We start from the raw sequence: 20,065 nt of genomic DNA, 5'->3' as shown, positions 1-20,065 counted from the left end.
CGACATGACCGGCCCGAACACGCGGGTTGAGACGGCGGAACTGGAGGCGGCGGCATGGCATGCCCGTCTCGGTGAACCGCGCGTCAGCACCCAGACTATCGAGGACTTCTTCGCCTGGCGCTCCAGGCCGGAAAACGCCGACGCCTATCGGCGGGTCGAAATCGCCTGGACCGAGTCCGGACGCCTGGCCGCAAGCCCGCAGATCCAGGCAGCGCTTGACGCGGCCTTGTCCAGCGGGCCTGAGCGCAAGCGCTCGCGGCCCTTGCCGCCCGCCTTGTTCGCCCTGGCCGCCGGTCTCGTCATCGTGGCGCTGTTCTATGGCAGCTGGGTCTGGCTGGGCGCTCGCAGCGGCTTCGAGACCGGGGTGGGCGAGCAGCAGCTGGTGCAACTGGCCGACGGCTCCTCGGTGCAACTGGACACCGACACCCGGCTGCAGGTGCGCTTCTCGGACGGACAGCGCGTGGTGGATCTGGAGCGGGGGCAGGCGCTGTTCACGGTCGCCCATGATCCGTCGCGGCCCTTCATCGTCCAGGCGGACGGGACGAGCGTCACGGCGGTTGGGACGGTGTTCGATGTCCGGCGCGACGCGCTAGGCGTTCGGGTGACCCTGGTGTCCGGCGCTGTGGATGTGGCGCGGGATGGATCGGGCACGCCAGCGAGGCTGGCCGCCGGCCAGCAGACCAGCGTCACCGACAAGGGGGTGGCGACTCGGGCCGTAGACGTCGCGGCGGCCGTGGGTTGGACGGAAGGACGGATCGTCTTCGTCGACACGCCGCTGAACCAGGCTGTGGCCGAGGTGAACCGGTATCTGACCAGGCCTGTCGCCCTCGCGCCGGGCGCCGATGGCGCGGTGGCCGTCAACGGGGTCTTCAAGGCCGGCGACCGGGACGCCTTCGTTTCTGCGGCCTCAGGGGCATTGGGGCTGCGGGCGACGACGAGGGGCGACGGGTCGGTTCTCTTGTCGGCAGCTGGGAGGCCGGTGGACGGCGGCTGAGAATAATTCGGGGACCTCTCCGGGGTAGGCCGGGGGCAGGGGTCTCCTCTCCTGTGACGCGAGGGGCGTCGGAGGAGAGTATGAATGACGAGACCGGGCATGATGTCGGGCGGGGCGATCTGCGTCCTGGCCCTGGCGGCCGCCGGCGCAGCCTGCGCCCAGGCGCCGAGGGCCTATGATATTCCGGCGGGCTCACTGCGGGATGCTTTGACACGGTACGCTGCACAATCCGATCAGCAGCTCTTCTACGCCGCCGCCCTGGCGGAAGGGCGGTCTTCACCGGGCTTGCGGGGGCGCTATACGCCAGCCGAGGCGCTCGACCGATTGCTTGCGGGCACCGGTCTGACCTGGTCGGAGACGCGCCCGGGCGTGGTCTATCTGCGTCGCGCGGCGGTGAGCGATCATGCGGACGCAGCCGTGACGGTGGTGGACGAGGTGGTGGTGACGGGCAGTCTGATCCGTCAGGCGGGGCCGTCAGTGTCGCCGGTGATCACCATGGATCGCAAGGCGCTGGACAAGCGCAGCGAGGGGACCGTCGCCGAGATCCTGACGGGCCTGCCGCAGAACTACGCCGGAGCGGCGACCCCTCTGGTGCAGGGCGCAGGCTCGGATCGGGGCGGGTCGAACTCGGCCTTCGGCACCGGCGTGAACCTGCGGGGGCTTGGGCCGTCTTCCACCCTGGTGCTGGTCAACGGCCGCCGCATGGCCGGCTCCGGCTTCCGGGCGGAGTTCGCGGACGTCTCCGCCCTGCCGTCGGCGGCCGTAGAGCGGGTGGATGTCCTGCTCGACGGCGCTTCGGCTCTATACGGCGCGGACGCGGTGGCGGGGGTGGTCAATGTCATCCTGCGGCGGAGCTTCGACGGACAGGAGACGCGGCTTCGGGCGTCGGCGGCCAGGGGCGGAGGCGAGGACCTGATCCTCTCCCATCTCGCGGGCCGCAGCTGGACGGGCGGGGCGGCCTATCTCTCGGCGGAATACCAGCACGTGAACGCCCTGAGCAGTCGCGACCGCGCCTACACGGCCGACGGGGACCTTCGTCCGTTCGGCGGGACGGATCATCGCTCCCTCTACAGCGCGCCCGGCAATATCCTGGCCTTTGATCCCGCCGCCGGAGCCTATGTGTCGCGTTACGCCATTCGTCCGGGACCATCGGGACAGGCCCTGACCCCGGCAGACTTCGCGGCAGGAGAGGCCAATCGCCGTTCCTCCATGCTGGGCAATGACCTGACCCCGAAGATCGAACGCTACAGCCTCTATGGACGTCTCACCCAGTCGGTCGGCGACGCGCTCGATCTGACGGCGGACCTTCGCTACAGCCGACGCGACTTCCTTCTGGCCGGAAGCGCCGGGGCCGGCCTCTTCAACGTGACGACGGCCAATCCCTGGTTCGTTTCACCGAACGGCTCGGCTTCCCATGTGATCGGATACTCCTTTCTCGACGAGATCGGCTCGACCCGTCAGGACGGGCGCTCGGAGAGCGGCGGCGTGACCCTGGCGGCGCGATACCAGCTTCCGGCGCGCTGGAGCGTCGAGGCCTATGGCGCCTGGGCGGAGGAGCGGGCCGACATCGGCAACTACAATCGCATCAACAGCCGCTTCGTGGGAGAGGCTCTCGGAACCTTGCCGGACAACCCGGCGACGTCCTTCAGCGCGGCGCGAGACGGCTATCTCAACCTCTTCGGCGGCCCGAACAACTCGGCCGTGCTCGACTTCATCAGCAGTGGTTTCAGCGAGGCGCGCGATCACAGCCGATCAGCCTCGGCCAATATCCTCGCCGAAGGCCCTCTATGGACCCTGCCGGGCGGGGAGATGAGGGTGGCTGTCGGGGCCCAGTGGCGCAGCGAGACGTTTGAGACTTCCATCCTGTCCCTGAACAGCTCGGTTCAGCCGATCCTGTTCGCGACGCCGGAAGTCTCGAGGGAGATCGCGGCGGTCTTCGCCGAGGCGCGCATACCGCTTGTCGGTGAGGGGAACGCCCGCCCTGGCATCCGGTCGCTCGACCTATCCCTGGCGGGACGGCTGGAGACCTATGACGACTTCGGCGACACCGCCAATCCGCGGCTGGGTCTGGCCTGGTCACCACTGGAGGGTGTGATGGTTCGGACCTCCTGGGGAACATCCTTCAGGGCGGCCTCCCTGCCTCAGGTCCATGACACGCCGGGGGTGTCGGGGACCCTGCTCCCGCGCGCCAACGGCAGCCAGGCGCTGTCGCTCCTGATCTATGGCGGAAACCCCGACCTGAAGCCCGAGACTGCGGACACCTTCACGGCGGGGTTCGACTGGCGGCCCCAGGGCGGCTTGGTCCTTGATCTGAACTATTTCGACACCCGGTTCACCGACCGCATCGCCCAGCCGGTGGCGGAAAACCCGACCGGGGCTCTGATCGATCCAAGCCTGGCGCCCTTCGTCACCCTGATCTCGCCGGCCACCAACCCGGCCGATCTCGCCCTCATCCAGTCCTACGCCAACGTCCAGGGCTTCCCGGCCCTCTATCCGCCGGAGACCTACGCCGCCCTTGTCGATACGCGGTGGGTGAATACGGGTGCCGTGAAGGTGCGGGGACTGGATCTGACGGCGCGGTATCCGTTCAGTCTCGCGGGCCAGGACCTGACCCTGGAAACCGCCGCCTCCTGGATCATCGACTATGAGAGCCGTCCTACGCCGACGGCCGAGGCGCGGCAGGTGGTGGGGCTGGTCGGCTATCCCGGCAGGCTGCGCGCCCGGAGCGGCGTAAGCTGGACCCGTGGCACGCTCGGCGCCTCCCTCCACTGGAGCCATGTCTCTTCGGTCCGGGATCGCCGCGGCCAGACCGTGGACGACTGGAACACCTTCGACGCCCAGGTCAGCTGGTCGCCGTCGTCAGGCCTCGGTCAGGGGATGCGGCTGGCCCTTAGCGTCCAGAACCTCTTCGACGAAGATCCGCCCTTCTATGACTCCCCCGTCGGCTACGGCTTCGACGCCGGCCAGGCCAATCCCATGGGGCGCGTCGTCGCTCTGCAGCTCATCAAGCGCTGGTAGGACCCATCATGAACATAAAGGCCATGCTTCGCCTTGCGGCGATGGTGCTGGCGCTTGCCTGCTCCGCATCCCCGCTCCAGGCGACCGACCGCCCCATCACGGTCGACGACATCGTCAAGCTCGAGGCCTTCGGGCGGTCCACAATAGCGCCGGACGGCCGCTGGGCCGTGTACGAGAAGCGCGACGACTACGACACCATCACCAACTACGACCACATGCAGCGCGCGCACTGGACCATCATGGATCTCTGGCGCGTGGACCTGAAGGCTGAGACGCCGAGGCCGGAGCGGTTGTTGCCGGAAGAGCCGGTCGGCCTCTTGCGAGGCGACTGGTCGCCGGACGGCCGCCGCCTCATTGTCTACCGGTTCCGGGGCGACCTCCACGAGATCGGGATCGCCGACGTGGCCGGGCGCAGCGTGCGCTGGACCGGCCTGGTTCCTGAGCTGCCGGTCAAGGGCGCCATGCTGGCCTGGATATCGTCGGATCAGTTCGCCGCCGTCGTCCGTCCGACTGGCGATCTTTCGGCCTTCCTCCGCTTCTTCCACAGCGGCCAGAAACTGACGACAGAGGCCTGGGCGCGAACCTCGGAGGGCCGGGTTCCGTCGCGTACCGTGGTCGACGCCGACGGGGGCGTGGTCAGCCCGGAAACGCCGACGCCCGAGCAGGCGCTGGTGGTGGTGAACGCCTCGACGGGCGCAATCGATCGCCAACTCATGTCGGGTCTGATGACGGATATCGCCCTGTCGCCGGACGCCCGCGCCATAGCGGTTCTGGCGGGCGGCGAACCCCTGCCGCTCGGCAACCCGATTGTCCAGTTCGACGAACCCTTCCGCCAGCGCCTGACCATGATCCGACTGGAGGATGGTCAGCGCGTGCAACCTGACCGAACCCTGGACATCGCGCCCCAGCTCTTGCGGTGGCGGCCCGATTCCGGCGGCGTGCTGGTCTGGGGGCGGCATGACGACCAGCGCTGGACCGAGGGGATGCTGACCTCCGTCGAGAACGATGGACAAACCCGTGACTGGCCTTCGCCGGTTCGACCGGGGGACGACATGGAGATCCTGAGGGGCGTGCGGGCGGACTGGCTGAACGGGACGCCGGTCCTGTACGGGCGGCTGGCCGGAGGGGAACGCGCCGACTGGCATGGTCTGGACGCCTCGCCGCCGAGAAACCTGACGGCCGCCCTGACGGCGCCGCCTGCCATCCTGGCTTCAGCCGAGGCAACAAGCCTGTCGCTCTACGCCGAAGGCGGCCTGTGGACGCTGGACGAGGGAGGACTGCATCGGGTGACCGGAGACGAGGCGTCGCTACGCTGGGCGCGGGCGCCTGACCCGGAGCGTCCGCGTCGAGTCGGACAGGAGGCGGAGCGGAGCGGCCGGACCTTCGCCCTGGACGCTGCGGGGACCGCATTCGTCGTTGGGACGGACGGTCGGCGTGAGCGGGTCGGGCCGTCGGGGCGGGGTGAAGAAACCCGGCTTCTGGGTGTCTCCGCCGGCGCCGTACTGGCGCTTGAGCGCAAGGAACTGGTGGAGACCCTGATGCTACGACGCGGGGACGAGAATGTCGCCATCGACGCGGTCAACGCCGATCGGGCCGATGTCGTCCTGACCCGACCCGTCATCATCAATCACAAGGACGCCCTGGGGCAGGACGCCCAGAGCACTCTGTTTCTGCCGTCGGGGCCGATCCGCGGCCTGATTGTTTCGGCCTATCCGGGTGCGGTCGATTTTGGCGGGTGGTTCGGCCCGTTGGTGCTGACCTATAATATCCGACCGGTGGTCCTCGCCGGCTTGGGCTATGCGGTGCTGACCCCGGCCATGCCCTTCGATCAGCCCGGATCGCGGACACACGCCTTCTTTGAAGACAGTATCGACCTCGCCGTCGACGCCGCATTCGCGGCTCATCCCGAACTCCCGCGGTATCGCACGGCCTACTACGGTCACAGCATGGGGGGCTATATCGGTCTGATCGTCGCCAGCCGTTCGGATCGATATCAGTCCTATATTCTCTCTTCGGCAGCGTCGGACATGTTTGGAAACTGGGGCGAGTTCGTCCCGGCGACCCGCATCATGCCGGACGACGGAAGGATGATGCGCAACCAGCAGGGATGGGTGGAGACTGGCCAGGGCGAGACTGGAGCGACGCCGTGGGGAGATCCCGCCAGGCTTGTGGCTGAGAGCCCCTGGCTGAAGGCGGACCAGGTCAGGAACCCCGTCCTCCTGATCGCGGCCGACAGGGACTACGTCTCCATGACCCAGGCCGAGCGGACCTTCAGCGCCCTGGCTCGTCTCGGCAAGAAGACGCGGTTGGCCACCTACTGGGGCGAGTATCATGCGCGCTGGAGCCCGGCCAATATCCGCGACCAGTATGATCTCATCGTGAAATGGCTCGAGGAGACCCTGCCGCCTGAGCCGGCGAAGAATGGAGCGAAAGCCGACGCTCCCACACCCTGACCCAGGCCTCGAAGGCGGCGGCGGTCAGGATGGGGCCGTAGTGGCCACGCCAGATCAGGCTCTCGCGGGTAAGGATGCGGTCGGCGGCCTCGGGGTCTATGACGCCGAGGCTGGCCAGCCGTCCCTCCATCAGCCAGGGGCGCAGGAAGGGCAGGTGGTCGAGGACGATCTTGCCGTAGATCCGGCTCATGTCGCCCTTGGACCGGCGATCCAGGATCTCGGGCGGCAGGCTGTCGCGGAAGGCATGCCGCGCCAGGCCACGGTCGCGACCGTTCAGCACCAGCAGGTGGCTCGGGATGGCCAGGCAGGCCTCGACGACCGGCTGGGCGCAGAGCGGGTGACGGACGTCGATCCGTTCCGTCAGACGCGACGGGCCGTGGCGGTTGATGTTGTCGCGTATGCCGGCGATCTGCCAGGCTTTGGCCGGCCCGAAGGCGGCGGCGTCCTGCTTCCAGGCCGTCGCGACCGAGGTCTCCGGGGCCGACGGGAGAAGGCCGTCGTCCCGGGCAGGGGGGCGGCCGCCGTCCTGACGGAAACGCCTGGCGTCCCCGGCGAGGGACCAGAGCGAGCGTTCGGTCGCGAGGGCGACAGCGCGACCTTCCCTAGACAGGGCGGCGCGCCAGCCGCGGCGGAGCCAGAGATCGGTGAAGACATCAGCGCCGGCGCCCTGCATCAGGACGGAGTCGCCGCCCTTGCCTGTCATCAGGGCGTTGACGCTTGCGGCTTGAAGCCGGTTCGCCCAATCCAGATCATGGGCGGTGTCCAGAGCGGCGAGGCCGGGACGAATGCCCTGGTTGGAGCCTTCGAGAAGCGCGTCGGACAGGGGCGTTGTGGTGTGCGGCGTGCTGACGAGGTCGATGCCCAGGCGGCGGGCCAGGGGTGTGGTCCAGCGCCTTTCATCGGATTCCGGCGTGGCGCCATAGGCGTTGAGCCAGAGCCTGACATCCACATCAGCATTGACCAGAGCGGCGCCGACCAGGCTCGAATCCAGTCCGCCCGAGATCTCTGACGCCAGGGGACCTCCCAAGAAGGCGAGCCCGGTCACGGCCTCTTCAACGGCGCCTCTCAGGCGGTGTTCGGCCACGGGAAGCGAGATGTTTTCGGCAAGGCTTTTGCGGGCGAAGGCCGATGCAGACCATAGCGCTGACGCCGGCTGATCCAGGGGCAGGGGTTGAATGCCGCCCGGCGCCACGCCGGTCGGGCCTTCGAACAGGAGGGCGTCGACCGTCATGATCGGATTGCGCAGGGCGGCAGCCAGGCGATCCGGGGCGATCCGCCAGTCCGGCGGCAGGCGATCCAGCAGCCAGGACGGCGGCGAGGACGCGATCAGCAGGAGGTCGTCGTGACGCCAGACGACGCAGTCGAGGGCGCCGGACGGGTCGCGAAGGATGGCGTCGATGCGACCGTCGGCGCCGAAGCGGACGCCGATGAAGCGGCCCCAGAGGCGCGCCAGCATCTTGCGCTCATAGTCCCAGGGATTCCTATCGGACTCCCGAGTGAAATCCGGACGCCGTCGATCGATCACGTCGCCGACGAGCCGCCAGCCGCCGATCTCACGAACGGGCGGGTGATGAGGGCCGCCGGTTGCGATCCAGGCGTCGGCGTTCAGGTCCTTGTCTACGAGGCCGGATGCACGGGCGAGGGTTCGGATTTCCTCGGCCAGACATCCGGCTTCAGGGCTTTCGGCGAGGGGTTGGACGATGAGATAGGCGCCCATGTCAGGCGGCCATGATCGGCGTGTAGAAGCGCACCCGGTCCAGGGTGTCGCCCACCACGAGGTCGTCGATCTGCAGCCAGCAATGGGCCCCGAACGGCCAGGTTCTGACACCGAAGATCCATTGTGGCCTGAAGCCCTCGCGCCATAGCAGGCGACGTAGAAGATGGGCGCGCTGGAGGCATTCACCCTCGAAGGGGACAAAGAGGGCTGCGGCCTGAGCGGCGCCGACCAGTTCCGCCAGACGGCGCTCGTCTTGGCGTGCCGGTGGATCTGGGGCGTGTTCCGGAGACCTGACGAGAGCGCCGAGGCTCAGGGCTCGGAAGGAGGCTGTGGCGGCGGCGAGGACCAGACCGGCCCGCAGCACGTCCCATCGCGAGGCGGGCGCGGACGAGGCCAGCGCCCGTCGGGCAGGTATGAAGGCGTGCCGGGAGGGCGGAGGGCGGTTGGACGCCAGATCTGCTTCGATCAGCTGGCGCGCGGCGCCTTCGTCAGGAACGGTGAGGCTTCCGTCCGCTGCAGGCTTGAGCCAGGCCGCGGCGTCGACCAGGCATTCATAGCGGTCGGTTCTGACGTCCAGGACGACGATGTCTTCGTGCACAGGGGTCATGAAGACCGTTGGCGCGCTCCAGAGCAGCGTGGGCATGAGGGAGTTCCGGAAAAGAACGGGCGACGGCGAGCGCCGCCGCCCGCGGATTTCAATCGACCGGCGTGCGGCTCGGAATGATGAGCATTTCGAGATAGGGGCCAAGGATGCCGTCGCGCGTCAGGGCCAGTGCGGGGCCGAAGCTGATCCGGGTCAGTTTTGTGGAAGCCATGAGGGTCTCTCCTGAAGTTGGCCACGGGATGCGGCGGGATCAGTGAGCGCCGGGACGCGGGGGATACGAAGCGATATCCGGCGCATATCTCGGTCTGACGGCCTAACCGGTATCAGCCGTCCGGGTAGCGGCTCCAGAGGGCCTGGATCTCGAAGTAGATGCCGCAGAGGCAGTCGCGGGTCAGGCCACGTGCGCTTCCCAGATGAAGGCGACGGAGCGGTAGGGCAGACATTGGGTCAACTCCTTTGGCGGTTTTGCCGGGCAGTTCGGCGGCAACCACGGAGCGCCGCAGCGTCAGGGATACGAAGCGATATCTGAGATGCACGGCGGTCGGTCTCCGACAGGCGGGCGAGAGGTTCTCCACAGGGGTGGGAACAAAAAGAGAACAAAAAACTTGTTCGGGTGGGATTTGGCGCCTTAGAGCGGTCCAGGGTCGGTCGGCTGGTCCTGGAGCTGAGCCATGCAAACGAATTTGGAAGGTCAGACGTTGTCGATCATGGAGCCCACGCATGAGGATGTCGCGTTGGGGCGGTTGATGGCCGTTTGGCATCACGGAGAGGCCGCGCGAGCAGACCCTGTGCTGCTCAATATGCAGGCCCGGATCGCCGCGGAGCTGGCGCGTATGTCGCCTGACGCCGCCGCCAAGGGCAGGGCGCTCTATGAGCGGCTGACCGCAGGCGGTCGCGCCTGAGCCATGGGCTTTCGAAACTATGAGCACCGACCGATCGCCTATCACCTGGCGACGCCGGTCTCGGCCTCGGAGATGCGTCGGCGTGGCTGGGTGGTTATGGCCCGCTGCCAGGCCTGCCAGCTCGACCTGCGCATCGACCTGGACCTGATGGTGCGGCTCAATGGGCCGGACCTGATCCTCTTCGGCCGGACCTGCCGGTGTCGGCGCCTGGGGTGTTCGGGGCGGATGCTCTTCATGGGCACGCCGCCGGGCCAGCAGATCGGCCTCTTCTGGCGCCTGGAGAAGCCTGCTGAGATTAGCGCAAGGGAGGCCTTGGGATGAGAACGCCGCGACGCGCCCGACCCAATGATCACGATCTCGCCCGGCTGAAGGAGGCTCGGGACATTCTGGAGGGACTGATGATCCAGCTGCGCCCCGCCACGCCCGAGCACCAATCGGTCGTGAACGCCTTCGACGCTGTGCGGACGGCGGCGATCGACTGGACGGGCAATCCCGAGATCTGGAGCGGTTCTGACTCGGCTGGACGCCAGAGGTTGCCGGACGCCTTTGTGAAGCGTCCGGAACATCCCAGATGGCCGCGCTAGGGGGCGACTCCACAAGGCCTGTCCGGCGTGAGAGGCTCGGGCGATGTGCAACCTTTATTCGCTGACGAAGGGGCAGGTCGCGATCCGCCAGGCGGCAAAGGCCATGCGTGATCTGACCGGCAACCTGGCGCCCATGCCCGGGATATTCCCGGACTACTCGGCCCCCATCGTGCGGACGAGTGCCGACGGCGTGCGAGAACTGGCCCTGGCGCGCTGGGGCATGCCGTCGTCCCCGCAGGCGATCTTCGAGGCGACGGGTCGGCGCGCCGACAAGCAGCGCGCCCGGGGCGGCAACGTGGATTTCGCCGAACTCCTGAAGCTTGAGCCGGACAAGGGACTGACCAATATCCGCAACACCGGCAGCCGGCACTGGGCCCCGCATCTGGCGCCGCCCAGCCGGTGTCTGGTCCCCTTCACCAGTTTTAGCGAGTTCAACCGCGAGGCGGGCGGCGACATCTGGTTCGCCCTTGCTGAGGATCGGCCGCTGGCCTTCTTCGCCGGCATCTGGACGCCGGACTGGACCGGAGTGCGAAAGATCAAGACCGGTCTTGAGACGATCGACCTGTTCGGCTTCCTGACCTGCGAGGCGAACGCCGAGGTTCACGCCGTTCATCCGAAGGCCATGCCGGTCATCCTGACCCAGCCGGAGGAGATCGAATGCTGGATGCACGCGCCATGGCGGGAGGCGGCCGTTCTGCAGCGTCCTCTGCCTGACGGCAGGCTCAGTGTTGTCGCGCGGGGAGGCAAGGAGGATGCCGCCTGAGGAGGAAAGGGCGTTGGCGGTGAAGCTGTCGCGCGAGGCCCTGAGCCTGCATCAGCGATCACGGACGGCCAGTTGGCTCGGGGCTTCGATCTGGCTGCGTTTCCGAGCCCTGTTGGCCGAGGAGGCGGCGGCCGGGCTGAGGCGAAAGGCGAAGTCCCGCTGAACGGCGGCGGGCCCGGAGGCTGCGGTCGGCGACACAAGGCCGTCGACCGCAGGTCGCGGTTCAGCCGATCGGCTGGCGGCTGTCGTTGGCGTGGACCTCGGTATAGAGGCCGCCGAAGCCGTCGCGGGTCAGGGCGCGTGCGGCGCCGAGTTCGAACCGCTTGATTTGGATGGTCATGATCGTCTCTCCAGGTTGATCGCCGCGGTTGCGGCGGGACCAGTGAGCGCGTCCGGATGAGAGATACGAAGCGATATCCGTCCTATTTCCGGCGTCGTCGCCCTGCGAGCCGCCCCTTGGTCACCGTCCTGGTCGGGGGCGCGTGGCGTCGAGGTCAGCCCGGCCGGCGGCGATGCTGGCCTTGATCTGGCGGGTTTCTCCAGCTTGCCTGATAAGTTCGTCAAACATCGCGCCGGTCGTTTCGACGACGTCCCGCGCCGTCAGAAATTCGACGTCGGCGCCGAGGGTGCGCACCAGGTTGTGCAGGCCCGAGGTCAGGACGGTCGCCAGCTGGTTGTCCGCACAGTGAACGGCAAAGCCAGGCGCGCCGAGTACGACGGCGAGGAGAATGCCATTGGCGTCGCTGTCCGTCGCCCGTGCAAAACGGTGCACATAGTCGACGTTCAGGCGGGTCTCGCCTGACTCGAACCGCTCGTAGGTGCGCAGGGTCATATGCATGCGCGCGGCGGTTTCGGGGGCCGTGAGATTCCGAAGCCGCCGGACCGCCTTCAGCGCCGATGAGAGCATTGCGCCATCGCTGACAGTATCGGAAGGCTCGATCATCGCCGCGACCTTTCGTGTGTGAAGGCGAAGCAGGGTTTCGCCATGCGCCATGCCGGTGTGAGAGGAGGGAAACTCCAGCATTCCCGCCACAAACTGGCGGGCTTACCGCCGATTATGGGCGGTCCCCCCGTCGTAATCCGGCGGATTAGACCACCTGTGCTTGTACGGGAGAAGTTTTCTTGTCCGTGTGGCGACGATTTATCGCGCAACCCCGGGGAGCGCCATGAGCCGTATTCGCGATCCGTTCGGTCAGGCCCTGGAGGCCTTGCGACAATCTGTGGCTGCAGGGCGTCACGCACCGGGCCGGCCCATCGTCATCGCGGACGAGGCCAGAACCTTGCATCTCTCGACCACGCCTGTCCGCGAGGCTCTCTGCTGGCTGGGAGGAGAGGGCTTGGTGGAGCGCGGCGGCGCGGGAGGTTTCCTGGCCCTGCGTCTGGACGCGGCCTCCCTTGGCCAGCGCTACGGCTTTCGGCGCCTCTGCCTTCTCGAAATGACGGTGAGAGATCCTGGAGAGCCGCCGCCGGGGCTGATCACGGCGACCAGCGCCGCACAGAGGCTGGCTGAGCTCTGGCGCTGGCGTGTTCGCAGCATCGGCGACATCGCTCTATACGAGGCGTTCGCCTCGGTTCAAGGACGCCTCGCTCGCTTCGCCGGGGCGGAGGCCTGTGTCTTTCCCGATCTGGAGGTCGAGGCGGAGCGAATGGTCTCAGGCCGCCCCGACGATGCCGTCGGCCTTATCGAGGCCTATCACGAGCGCCGGACGGCGGCTGCGGCGCTCCTGGTGCTGAACGCCGAGACCGAGCCGTTGTCGCCGACCGGGTCGGAGCCGTGAACGGCCTGGGTCTGCGTCTCTTCTGTCTGTGTCTTGGCCTGACGGCTGGCTGCCAGGCGGCGTCGCAGGCCTTCGCCTGGCGCTATGACTATGAAGAGGCCCTCGGAAGGGCCTGGCGGCTCGGTGCGGACGTCGCCCTCTATCCGCCATGGGCGATCTTCGTCTGGCGTGGTCGTTTTCATGCAGAAGCGTCCGAAGCTCTGGCGGACAGCGCGCCTCTCATCCTGCTGGGCGCAGTGGGCGGCCTCGGGCTGGGCGTTTTCGCCGATGGTCCGCCGGCCGTTCGCAGGCGGCGCGGATGGGGAGGCCTGGTCGAAGCGCGGAGGGCGGGATTGCTGGAGAAATCCGGCGCCGTTCTGGGCGTGCTGAAGGGGCGGGTGCTGGCGACGACAGACTTGCGGCCGACCCTGGTGACGGGCGGGACGCGCAGCGGCAAGGGCAGGGGGCATGTGGTTCCGACCCTTCTGTCATGGGGCGGCAGCGTCCTGGTCCATGATCCCAAGGGCGAGCTCTGGGCTGTGACGGCCGGTTGGCGGTCGCGGTTTTCGCACACCCTCTATCTGGCGCCTCGCGATGCGGCCTCGGCGCGGTGGAACCCGCTGGCGGAGATCCAGTCAGGACCGGGAGAACTGGCGCAGGTGCAGAGGCTGGTCGCCATCCTGTCGGATCCCGGCGGGACGCGCGACGAAGAGGCGATCTGGGACAAGGCGGCTTCGGAGATCCTGGAGGCGGTGATCCTGCACGTTCTCTATACGGCCGAGGATCAGGACAAGACCCTGCTCAAGGTGCGGGCGCTGCTGGCCGACCTCGATGAGGCGGCGGACGTCATGCTGAAGACCCTGCATCGCTCAGGGGCGGACGGCGAGCCGCAGGCGCATCCCTTCATCCAGACGGCGGTGAAGGGCTATGCCGCCATGCATGACCGCTTCCGCACCTCGGTCCAGGGAACAGCGCGCTCCTATCTGAAGTGGCTGGCGGGCGAGGACGTGGAGCGGGTCCTGTCCGCTTCAGACTTCGCCATGGGCGATTTGATGTGCGCCGAGGCGCCCATGTCCCTCTATGTTCAGGTGGCGCCGGCCGATGCCGCAGCGCTTCGCCCCCTGGTGCGGCTGCTCTTCTACGCGGCGGCCCAGGCCCTGACGGCCGAGGAGAAGCGCGACGCCGCCGGGCGGATCAAGCGCCACAAGCTGCTCATGGTCATGGACGAGTTTCCGCTGCTGGGGCGGCTCGGCTTCTTCGAGAAGTCGCTGAGGCTGATGAGCGGCTACGGGATCAAGGCCATGTTCGTGGCCCAGTCCCTGAACGACATCGTCGAGACCTACGGCCCGCACAACACCATCCTCGACAACTGCCATGTCTACACCGCCTTTTCCGCCCTCGATCCTCTGACCCAGGACAAGGTGTCGAAGTTGACCGGCTCGGTTACGGAGACCCGGACGAGCCGCAGTGCGCCGTCAGGGTTCGGCGCAGGGAGCAGCTCGGTGTCGCGCTCGGAGATTGAGCGGCCCCTGCTGGAGCCCGGAGAGATCCGCGCCCTGGCGGACGACCGGCAGCTGGTCTTCGTCGCGGGTCAGCGGCCGCTTCTCTGCGAGAAGCTTCTCTATGATCGGCGTGAGCCCTTTCGCAGTCGCGCAGGCGGATCGCCGCCGGACCAGGCGCTGCGCGTCGATACGCCGGGCCGGCCGCCCCATCCCTGGCTCGGACGGCGCAGTCTGGGCCGGGACGCCATGGCCAGCCTGCCCCTGTTCAAGGAGGTCGCGGGCGCCATGGACGACAGGAAGGCCGCCTCGCGCGCCGCCGACATCTATGGGCGGGTGGCCCAGGAGATGGCGGCGCAACAGGCGGTCCTGGATCAACTGCAAGGAGGGAGCGATGGCTAGAAGTGAAAAGCTGGCGACGCGCGTGCAGGTCTATCTCAACGACCCCAAGGTGGTGTCGAGCCTCAACCGTGAGGCCAGGGTAGGCCGCATCGCCCTGAGCCAGGCGGCGAGCCAGGCCATTGTGCGAGGCTTGGCGAGGAACCCCAAGGCCGATCCGGATGACCGGCTGCTGAACCTGGAACGGTCGCTGAGGGACCATATGCGCTCGACCGGGCGGGACATGCAGATCGTGCAGGAGCTTCTGATCGAGGTGGCCAAGGCCTTCTTCCTGCGTCTGCCGGACGCTGTCGTCGATGAGGATCCGACGGTGCAGGCGGCGGTGGAGCGGCGCATCGAGCGTCTGCTGGACGCGACCGCCGCCCGGATCGTCTCGGGCAGGCGGGATGGAGGGCGTGCGGAGGTCAGGGGCGAGCCGTCGTCTTTCGCGCCGGCCAACTAGGTGGCGCCCCATCCGATCATCGCCGAGCGCAAGCTGGAGGCGTTGCGCCACGCTTTGGGCGCGACGGTGCTCGCTGCGCTCGAGGAACCGGCCGTCGTCGAGATCATGGCCAATCCGGACGGACGACTGGTTCTGGACAGGGTGGGCGCGGGACGAAGCGACACGGGCTGCGTCCTGTCGCCCGAGGCGAGGGAGAGGGCGGTCCGGCTGATCGCCGACTACGTGGGGGAGACGGTGACACGGGACAATCCCCGGCTGTCCGGCGTCCTGCCGGGGACAGGTGAGCGGTTCCAGGGGGTGTTGCCGCCCGTCGCCGTTGGGCCTGCCTTCTCGATACGCAAGCTTCCCGCCGTGATCTGGGGATTGGACGACTATGTGCGCGACGGCGTGATGAGCGAGGGGCAGGCGAATGCCTTGCGTGTCGCTGCATCGGAACGTCGCAACATACTGATTTCCGGCGGAACGGGATCGGGAAAGACGACGCTGGCCAACGCCGTTCTGGCTGAGCCGGCCTTCGCCGGGGACCGGGTCTTTCTCATCGAGGATACGCCCGAACTGCAGTGTTCGGCCTGGGACGTCGTGTCGGTCATGACCCGTCGCCAGCCGCTAGTCATCGGCGTGGCGGAGCTCGTGCGCGACGCCTTGCGCATGCGGCCGGATCGGATCGTCATCGGAGAAATGCGGGACGGGGCCGCCGCGCTGGAGACCCTGAAAAGCTGGAACACAGGCCACCCAGGCGGCTTGTCCACGGTCCACGCCAACTCGGCCCCGGAAGCGCTGCGACGCATGGAGGACCTCATCGGAGAGGTTGCGAGCCAGGTCCCGTTTCGCATGATCGGAGAGGCCGTGAATTGCATCGCCCACATTCGCCGGACCGCGTCAGGGCGTCGCGTCGAGGCTGTGATCGCGGTGAGCGGGTTTGCAGACGGCGAGTATCACATCCGATCCCTGGCCTGATTGCTCGGGTTGATGGCTGTCCGCGTCCGGAAGTCCCTGGGCGCGAGGCGGTCGCTGGGATAGGCAGCGGCAGGCGCGGCCATGTTGGGGCGCGGTTAAGCTTCATCCCGCTACGAGCCACGCATGAAATCTCTCTTCGCCGTACTCGCCGCCGCCGCTCTTCTGTCCGGCTGCGCCGGGGTCCTTTCCGTCCCGTCGGACGCGGCTCCGCTCAAGATCGCCAGCTGGAATTTGGAACATTTGGCAGAGCTCGACGGCCAGGGGTGCCGACCGCGCGTGGAAGCCGATTACGCCGTCCTGCGACGTCATGCTGATGCCTTGGGGGCCGATGTGATCGCTCTCCAGGAGGTCGAGAACCAGGCCGCGGCGGAACGGGTGTTCGAGCCGGCGAAGTATGATGTCGTGATGTCGACCCGCCCGGCGAGCGAGCGCGGCCCGGAATGCCGGGGGCTTCCTGGGCGCTACATCCAGAACCAGGCCGTCGGATTCGCGATCGGCAAGGGCGTCGCCTGGTCGCGCAACGGCGACCTCTCGGCTCTGGCTCTCGGCAACCCCAACCTGCGCTGGGGCGTCGACATCACTGTCGTCCAGGGACGGCCCCTGCGGCTTCTAGCTGTTCACCTGAAGTCCGGCTGTAATTCAGGGCGCGCCTCGAACGATCCCGACTGCCCCGTCCTGTTTGATCAACTCCCGGTCCTCGAGTCCTGGGTCGATGAGCGGGCTCATGCCCGGGAGGCCTTTGCCGTACTGGGGGACTGGAACCGGCGCATGGCGAGCCGAGGCGACGCCTTCTTCGACGGGCTCAATGACGGCGAGCCAGCGGCTGCGGCGCTGACCCTTGCCGGAGGCGCCCGTTCGGCGGGCTGCAAGGCGCGGTATCGGGAGTTCATCGATTTCATCGTCGTCGGCGTGGACGCCGCAGCACGTATCGAGCCGGGATCGTTCGAGGAATATGTCTATGGCGTGCCGGAGGCCGAACATCCTTCGGATCACTGCCCGATATCGGTGCGCGTTCTGAGCTGAGAGCGCTCCTTCAGGTCCCGGCGCGACCGGGGCAGGTCGGGGAGGCGTCCCGGCCGGGCGAGAGGCTTCAGGGCGATTTCAACCGCGCGATCTCTGCGGCGATCCGTTCGGGCGCGATCTCGCCCGTGTGAGCCTTGGCCAATCGACCGTCGGCGTGAAGGAATAGGGTCACGGGGATGCCGATCGTCCGGTAGTGGCGCTGCGTCGCCATGGCGGGATCAAGCAGCATGTGATCGAAGGCCAGGCCTTCGCGCTTCAGGAAGTCGCGCACCTTGGCTTCGCCTTCGCCCTGGTTGATGAGAAGGAAGCGAACCTCGGGATGCGCGCGTTCGGCCTGGGCCAGGGCGGGCATCTCGCGTCGGCACGGGGCGCACCATGTGGCCCAGAGGTTGATGACGGTCGGCCGCCCATCGCTGGCCGCCAGATCGATCGGCGGGCCGTCCAGGGCGGCAAGGGTCAGGACCGGCGGGGGCAGGGGCTCGGTGGCCGAGGCCAGGTGATGGGCCGTGGTCCAGGCCAGGGTCGCTGCCGCGAGCGGCGCGATCGCCCAGGCGCGTTCTCGCCGGGTTCGCAGCAGGAAGACCAGCGACAGGGCGACGACGGGCAGGACCCAGAACCAGTTGAAGCCGCCCTGCCAGATCGCCAGGGCCCGCAGAGGATCGTCGCTGAAATAGGACCACTGGGCGATCACATGGGCCAGGCGCGCGGCCGCCAGGCCGCCGATGACGACGACGGTGCTCCACAGGTTGAAGCGGGGGCTGACGCGGCTGGCCAGCAGGCCCGTGCCGATCAGGAAGACGAAGACCCCGGCCAGGATGGCGAACCGTTCGCCTGAAAGTATGAGGGGGCCGAGGGCGATGGTGTTCATGCGGCGGGTTCCAGGAACGGTTCAGGAGCCTGTATCTCCTATCGGGCTGCAGTTGTGGCGACCACTAGACCCGAGGTCGCGGGCCGGATCAGATCCTTCAATCGGCGGCCTGACGTGTGATTTGTCGTTCTCTTTTTGTTCTTATTCTGCTAGCCGTCCGCTATGGGAGAAGCGGCGGTTCGCAAGATCATTCACGTGGACATGGACGCCTTCTTCGCTTCGGTGGAGCAGAGGGATGATCCGGCCCTGCGCGGTCGGCCGGTGGCGGTGGGCCACGCCGCCTCGCGCGGGGTCGTAGCCGCCGCCAGCTATGAGGCGCGCAAATTCGGGGTGCGCTCGGCCATGCCGTCGAGCACCGCTCTGCGGCGTTGCCCCGAACTGATCTTCGCGCCGCCCCGGTTCGAGGTCTATCGCGCCGTCTCGGCCCAGATTCACGCTGTCTTCGCCGATTACACGGACCTGATAGAGCCGCTGTCACTGGACGAGGCCTATCTCGACGTCACCGCCAACCGTCGGGGACTGCCCTCGGCCTCAGCCACGGCCGAGGAGATCCGCGCCCGCATTCTGGAGATGACCGGGCTGACGGCCTCGGCCGGAATCTCCTACAACAAGTTCCTGGCCAAGCTGGCCTCGGACCAGCGCAAGCCGAACGGCCAGTTCGTGGTGCCGCCGGGACGGGGTGAGGCCTTTGTCCAGGACCTGCCGGTCAAGCGCTTCCATGGCGTAGGACCCGTGACGGCCGAGAAGATGACCCGCCTAGGCATCGAAACGGGGGCGGATCTGCGCCGCCAGTCGCTGGCCTTCCTGCAACATCATTTCGGCAAGTCGGGCCCCTGGTACTACGCCATCGCCCGAGGCGAAGATCATCGGGCGGTCAATCCGGACCGCGAGCGTAAGTCCAGCGGCTCCGAGACCACCTTCGCCGAGGACCTCGTCGAACCGGAAGCGATCGAGGCCGGCGTCGAGGAAATGGCCGACGAGGTCTGGGCCTGGTGCGAGAAGGCCGGTTCGCTGGGGCGGACCGTGACGGTGAAGGTGAAGTGGGCCGATTTCCAGCAATCGACCCGCAGTCGGTCCTTCGCTGAGCCGGTCGCATCGAAAGCCCGCCTCAGAGAGGTCAGCCGCCTGCTGATCAAGTCGCTCTATCCGCCTGTCAAGGGGATCCGACTGGTGGGGGTGACGATCTCCAACCTTGAGAAGGCGACGGCCCAGACCGCCGTCGACGAACTGGCGCTGACATGACGGCGGTCCAGACCGACCTGTTCGGCCATGTCCCTGCCTCGGCGACAAAGCCGGGCGGGTTCGACTACTGGCCCGACATGCTGTCCGCCGTCGAACGGGCCGAACTGGCGGCGCAGCTCCAGGGACTGAGCTTCAAGCCCTATGAACACCTGGGCTACCTTGGCTTCAGGCGCATCGCCGCCTTTGGTCGGCGCTATGACGTGGAACGGGGCAGACTGGATGTCGCCGATCCCTGGCCGGACTTCCTGCAGGTCCTGCTGGCCCGTCTCGTGGAGCGGGTCGGCTTGAACCGCGGCGAATTCGTTCAGGCCCTCGCCAATGAGTACGCCCCTGGCGTGGGGATCGGCTGGCATCGCGATCGGCCAGTCTATGGCGAAATCCTCGGCGTCTCTCTGCTGGCGCCCTGCGTCATGCGCCTGCGCCAGAAGGATGGGGCGGGATGGCGTCGGTCAGCGGCGCCGCTGGAGCCTGGGTCTGCCTATCGGCTCTCCGGCGAGGCGCGGCGGGCTTGGGAGCATTCGATCTCGCCGATGACGGCGCTACGCTATTCGATCACCTTCAGGACGCTGGCCTGAGAGGGCGGGCCCAGTCGGACAGGATGTCGGCGGCCTCGGGAAAACGCCGGGCTAGGTGAGGCGGGGGAGGGCTGGCGAACAGCGAGAGGGGCCTGAAGGAACCTCAAGGCGGATCGGCGAGTTGAGTTGGGTCCCCTGCTTCGGTCGGGGCGGCGGCCCGGCCTTCTCCGTCCACTGCCCCCCTTTGCGGCGGAACAGTCGGGCCGCCATAAAATCTGGCAGACGCAGCTCAAGGCCGGACCTTCTCTCCGGCGACGACCGTCGCTAT

18 protein-coding genes are annotated in these 20,065 nt (G+C 67.7%); 14 read left to right on the top strand and 4 right to left on the bottom strand.

Translation table 11 applies throughout. From position 1 onward, the window contains the following. The first annotated feature begins 4 nt into the window (after positions 1-4). From AC3IPP_RS09940 to AC3IPP_RS09930, 3 genes are all read left to right on the top strand, one after another. The gene (locus AC3IPP_RS09940; RefSeq protein ID WP_489148861.1) at positions 5-994 is read left to right on the top strand and encodes a FecR family protein; all 990 of its coding nucleotides are present in this window, start codon (positions 5-7) and stop codon (positions 992-994) included. 84 nt (positions 995-1,078) lie between these two features. Beyond that, positions 1,079-4,012, top strand: coding sequence for a TonB-dependent receptor (locus tag AC3IPP_RS09935; RefSeq protein WP_489148860.1), 2,934 nt, complete (start codon positions 1,079-1,081; stop codon positions 4,010-4,012). A gap of 8 nt (positions 4,013-4,020) precedes the next feature. Continuing rightward, positions 4,021-6,465: a S9 family peptidase gene (locus AC3IPP_RS09930; RefSeq protein ID WP_489148859.1), complete on the top strand. Its 2,445-nt coding sequence runs from the start codon at positions 4,021-4,023 to the stop codon at positions 6,463-6,465. Here the strand turns inward: AC3IPP_RS09930 and AC3IPP_RS09925 are convergent. Continuing rightward, positions 6,386-8,182: an asparagine synthase-related protein gene (locus AC3IPP_RS09925; RefSeq protein WP_489148858.1), complete on the bottom strand. Its 1,797-nt coding sequence runs from the start codon at positions 8,180-8,182 to the stop codon at positions 6,386-6,388. The two genes, AC3IPP_RS09930 and AC3IPP_RS09925, sit on opposite strands and share 80 nt — an antisense overlap. A 1-nt stretch (position 8,183) precedes the next feature. Then, positions 8,184-8,825 carry a lasso peptide biosynthesis B2 protein gene (locus AC3IPP_RS09920; protein WP_489148857.1) on the bottom strand — a complete coding sequence of 214 codons (642 nt, stop codon included), beginning with the start codon at positions 8,823-8,825 and terminating at the stop codon, positions 8,184-8,186. Between the two features lie 632 nt (positions 8,826-9,457). Here AC3IPP_RS09920 and AC3IPP_RS09915 point away from each other — a divergent pair. The 4 genes from AC3IPP_RS09915 to AC3IPP_RS09900 all read left to right on the top strand — a co-directional run bounded on the left by AC3IPP_RS09915 (position 9,458) and on the right by AC3IPP_RS09900 (position 11,035). After that, positions 9,458-9,688, top strand: a complete 231-nt coding sequence (locus tag AC3IPP_RS09915; protein ID WP_489148856.1) for a hypothetical protein — start codon at positions 9,458-9,460, stop codon at positions 9,686-9,688. Between the two features lie 3 nt (positions 9,689-9,691). Continuing rightward, entirely contained in the window at positions 9,692-10,009 is a 318-nt protein-coding gene (locus tag AC3IPP_RS09910; RefSeq protein WP_489148855.1) for a hypothetical protein, read from the top strand. Continuing rightward, positions 10,006-10,272, top strand: coding sequence for a hypothetical protein (locus AC3IPP_RS09905; RefSeq protein WP_489148854.1), 267 nt, complete (start codon positions 10,006-10,008; stop codon positions 10,270-10,272). The genes AC3IPP_RS09910 and AC3IPP_RS09905 overlap by 4 nt, the downstream gene beginning before the upstream one ends. 103 nt (positions 10,273-10,375) lie before the next feature. After that, complete coding sequence (locus AC3IPP_RS09900; protein ID WP_489148853.1) at positions 10,376-11,035, top strand: SOS response-associated peptidase family protein; 660 nt, start codon at positions 10,376-10,378, stop codon at positions 11,033-11,035. Between the two features lie 460 nt (positions 11,036-11,495). Here the strand turns inward: AC3IPP_RS09900 and AC3IPP_RS09895 are convergent, their stop codons facing one another. Next, positions 11,496-12,059, bottom strand: a complete 564-nt coding sequence (locus AC3IPP_RS09895) for a helix-turn-helix domain-containing protein (RefSeq protein WP_489148852.1) — start codon at positions 12,057-12,059, stop codon at positions 11,496-11,498. Positions 12,060-12,201: 142 nt separating this feature from the next. Between AC3IPP_RS09895 and AC3IPP_RS09890 the strand changes: the two genes are divergently transcribed. From AC3IPP_RS09890 to AC3IPP_RS09870, 5 genes are all read left to right on the top strand, one after another. Beyond that, positions 12,202-12,813 carry a hypothetical protein gene (locus tag AC3IPP_RS09890; protein WP_489148851.1) on the top strand — a complete coding sequence of 204 codons (612 nt, stop codon included), beginning with the start codon at positions 12,202-12,204 and terminating at the stop codon, positions 12,811-12,813. Beyond that, positions 12,810-14,693, top strand: a complete 1,884-nt coding sequence (locus tag AC3IPP_RS09885; RefSeq protein WP_489148850.1) for a type IV secretory system conjugative DNA transfer family protein — start codon at positions 12,810-12,812, stop codon at positions 14,691-14,693. Before AC3IPP_RS09890 ends, AC3IPP_RS09885 begins: the two co-directional genes overlap by 4 nt. Then, positions 14,686-15,132: a hypothetical protein gene (locus AC3IPP_RS09880; protein ID WP_489148849.1), complete on the top strand. Its 447-nt coding sequence runs from the start codon at positions 14,686-14,688 to the stop codon at positions 15,130-15,132. The genes AC3IPP_RS09885 and AC3IPP_RS09880 overlap by 8 nt, the downstream gene beginning before the upstream one ends. Next, positions 15,133-16,089: a P-type conjugative transfer ATPase TrbB gene (gene trbB / locus AC3IPP_RS09875; protein ID WP_489148848.1), complete on the top strand. Its 957-nt coding sequence runs from the start codon at positions 15,133-15,135 to the stop codon at positions 16,087-16,089. A 123-nt stretch (positions 16,090-16,212) separates the two neighbouring features. Then, positions 16,213-17,112: an endonuclease/exonuclease/phosphatase family protein gene (locus tag AC3IPP_RS09870; RefSeq protein ID WP_489148847.1), complete on the top strand. Its 900-nt coding sequence runs from the start codon at positions 16,213-16,215 to the stop codon at positions 17,110-17,112. A gap of 67 nt (positions 17,113-17,179) precedes the next feature. Here the strand turns inward: AC3IPP_RS09870 and AC3IPP_RS09865 are convergent, their stop codons facing one another. Continuing rightward, positions 17,180-17,980 carry a prolipoprotein diacylglyceryl transferase family protein gene (locus AC3IPP_RS09865; RefSeq protein WP_489148846.1) on the bottom strand — a complete coding sequence of 267 codons (801 nt, stop codon included), beginning with the start codon at positions 17,978-17,980 and terminating at the stop codon, positions 17,180-17,182. Between the two features lie 162 nt (positions 17,981-18,142). Here AC3IPP_RS09865 and dinB point away from each other — a divergent pair, with 162 nt between their 5' ends. Next, on the top strand, positions 18,143-19,222 hold the full coding sequence (gene dinB, locus AC3IPP_RS09860) for a DNA polymerase IV (RefSeq protein WP_489148845.1): 1,080 nt from the start codon (positions 18,143-18,145) through the stop codon (positions 19,220-19,222). Beyond that, positions 19,219-19,797 carry an alpha-ketoglutarate-dependent dioxygenase AlkB gene (locus tag AC3IPP_RS09855; RefSeq protein WP_489148844.1) on the top strand — a complete coding sequence of 193 codons (579 nt, stop codon included), beginning with the start codon at positions 19,219-19,221 and terminating at the stop codon, positions 19,795-19,797. The genes dinB and AC3IPP_RS09855 overlap by 4 nt, the downstream gene beginning before the upstream one ends. Positions 19,798-20,065 lie beyond the last annotated feature (268 nt).

Source organism: Brevundimonas sp. KH_060, assembly GCF_057838275.1.
The sequence above is the reverse complement of the archived record's forward strand: the minus strand, read 5'-3'. Positions and strand labels throughout refer to the sequence as shown.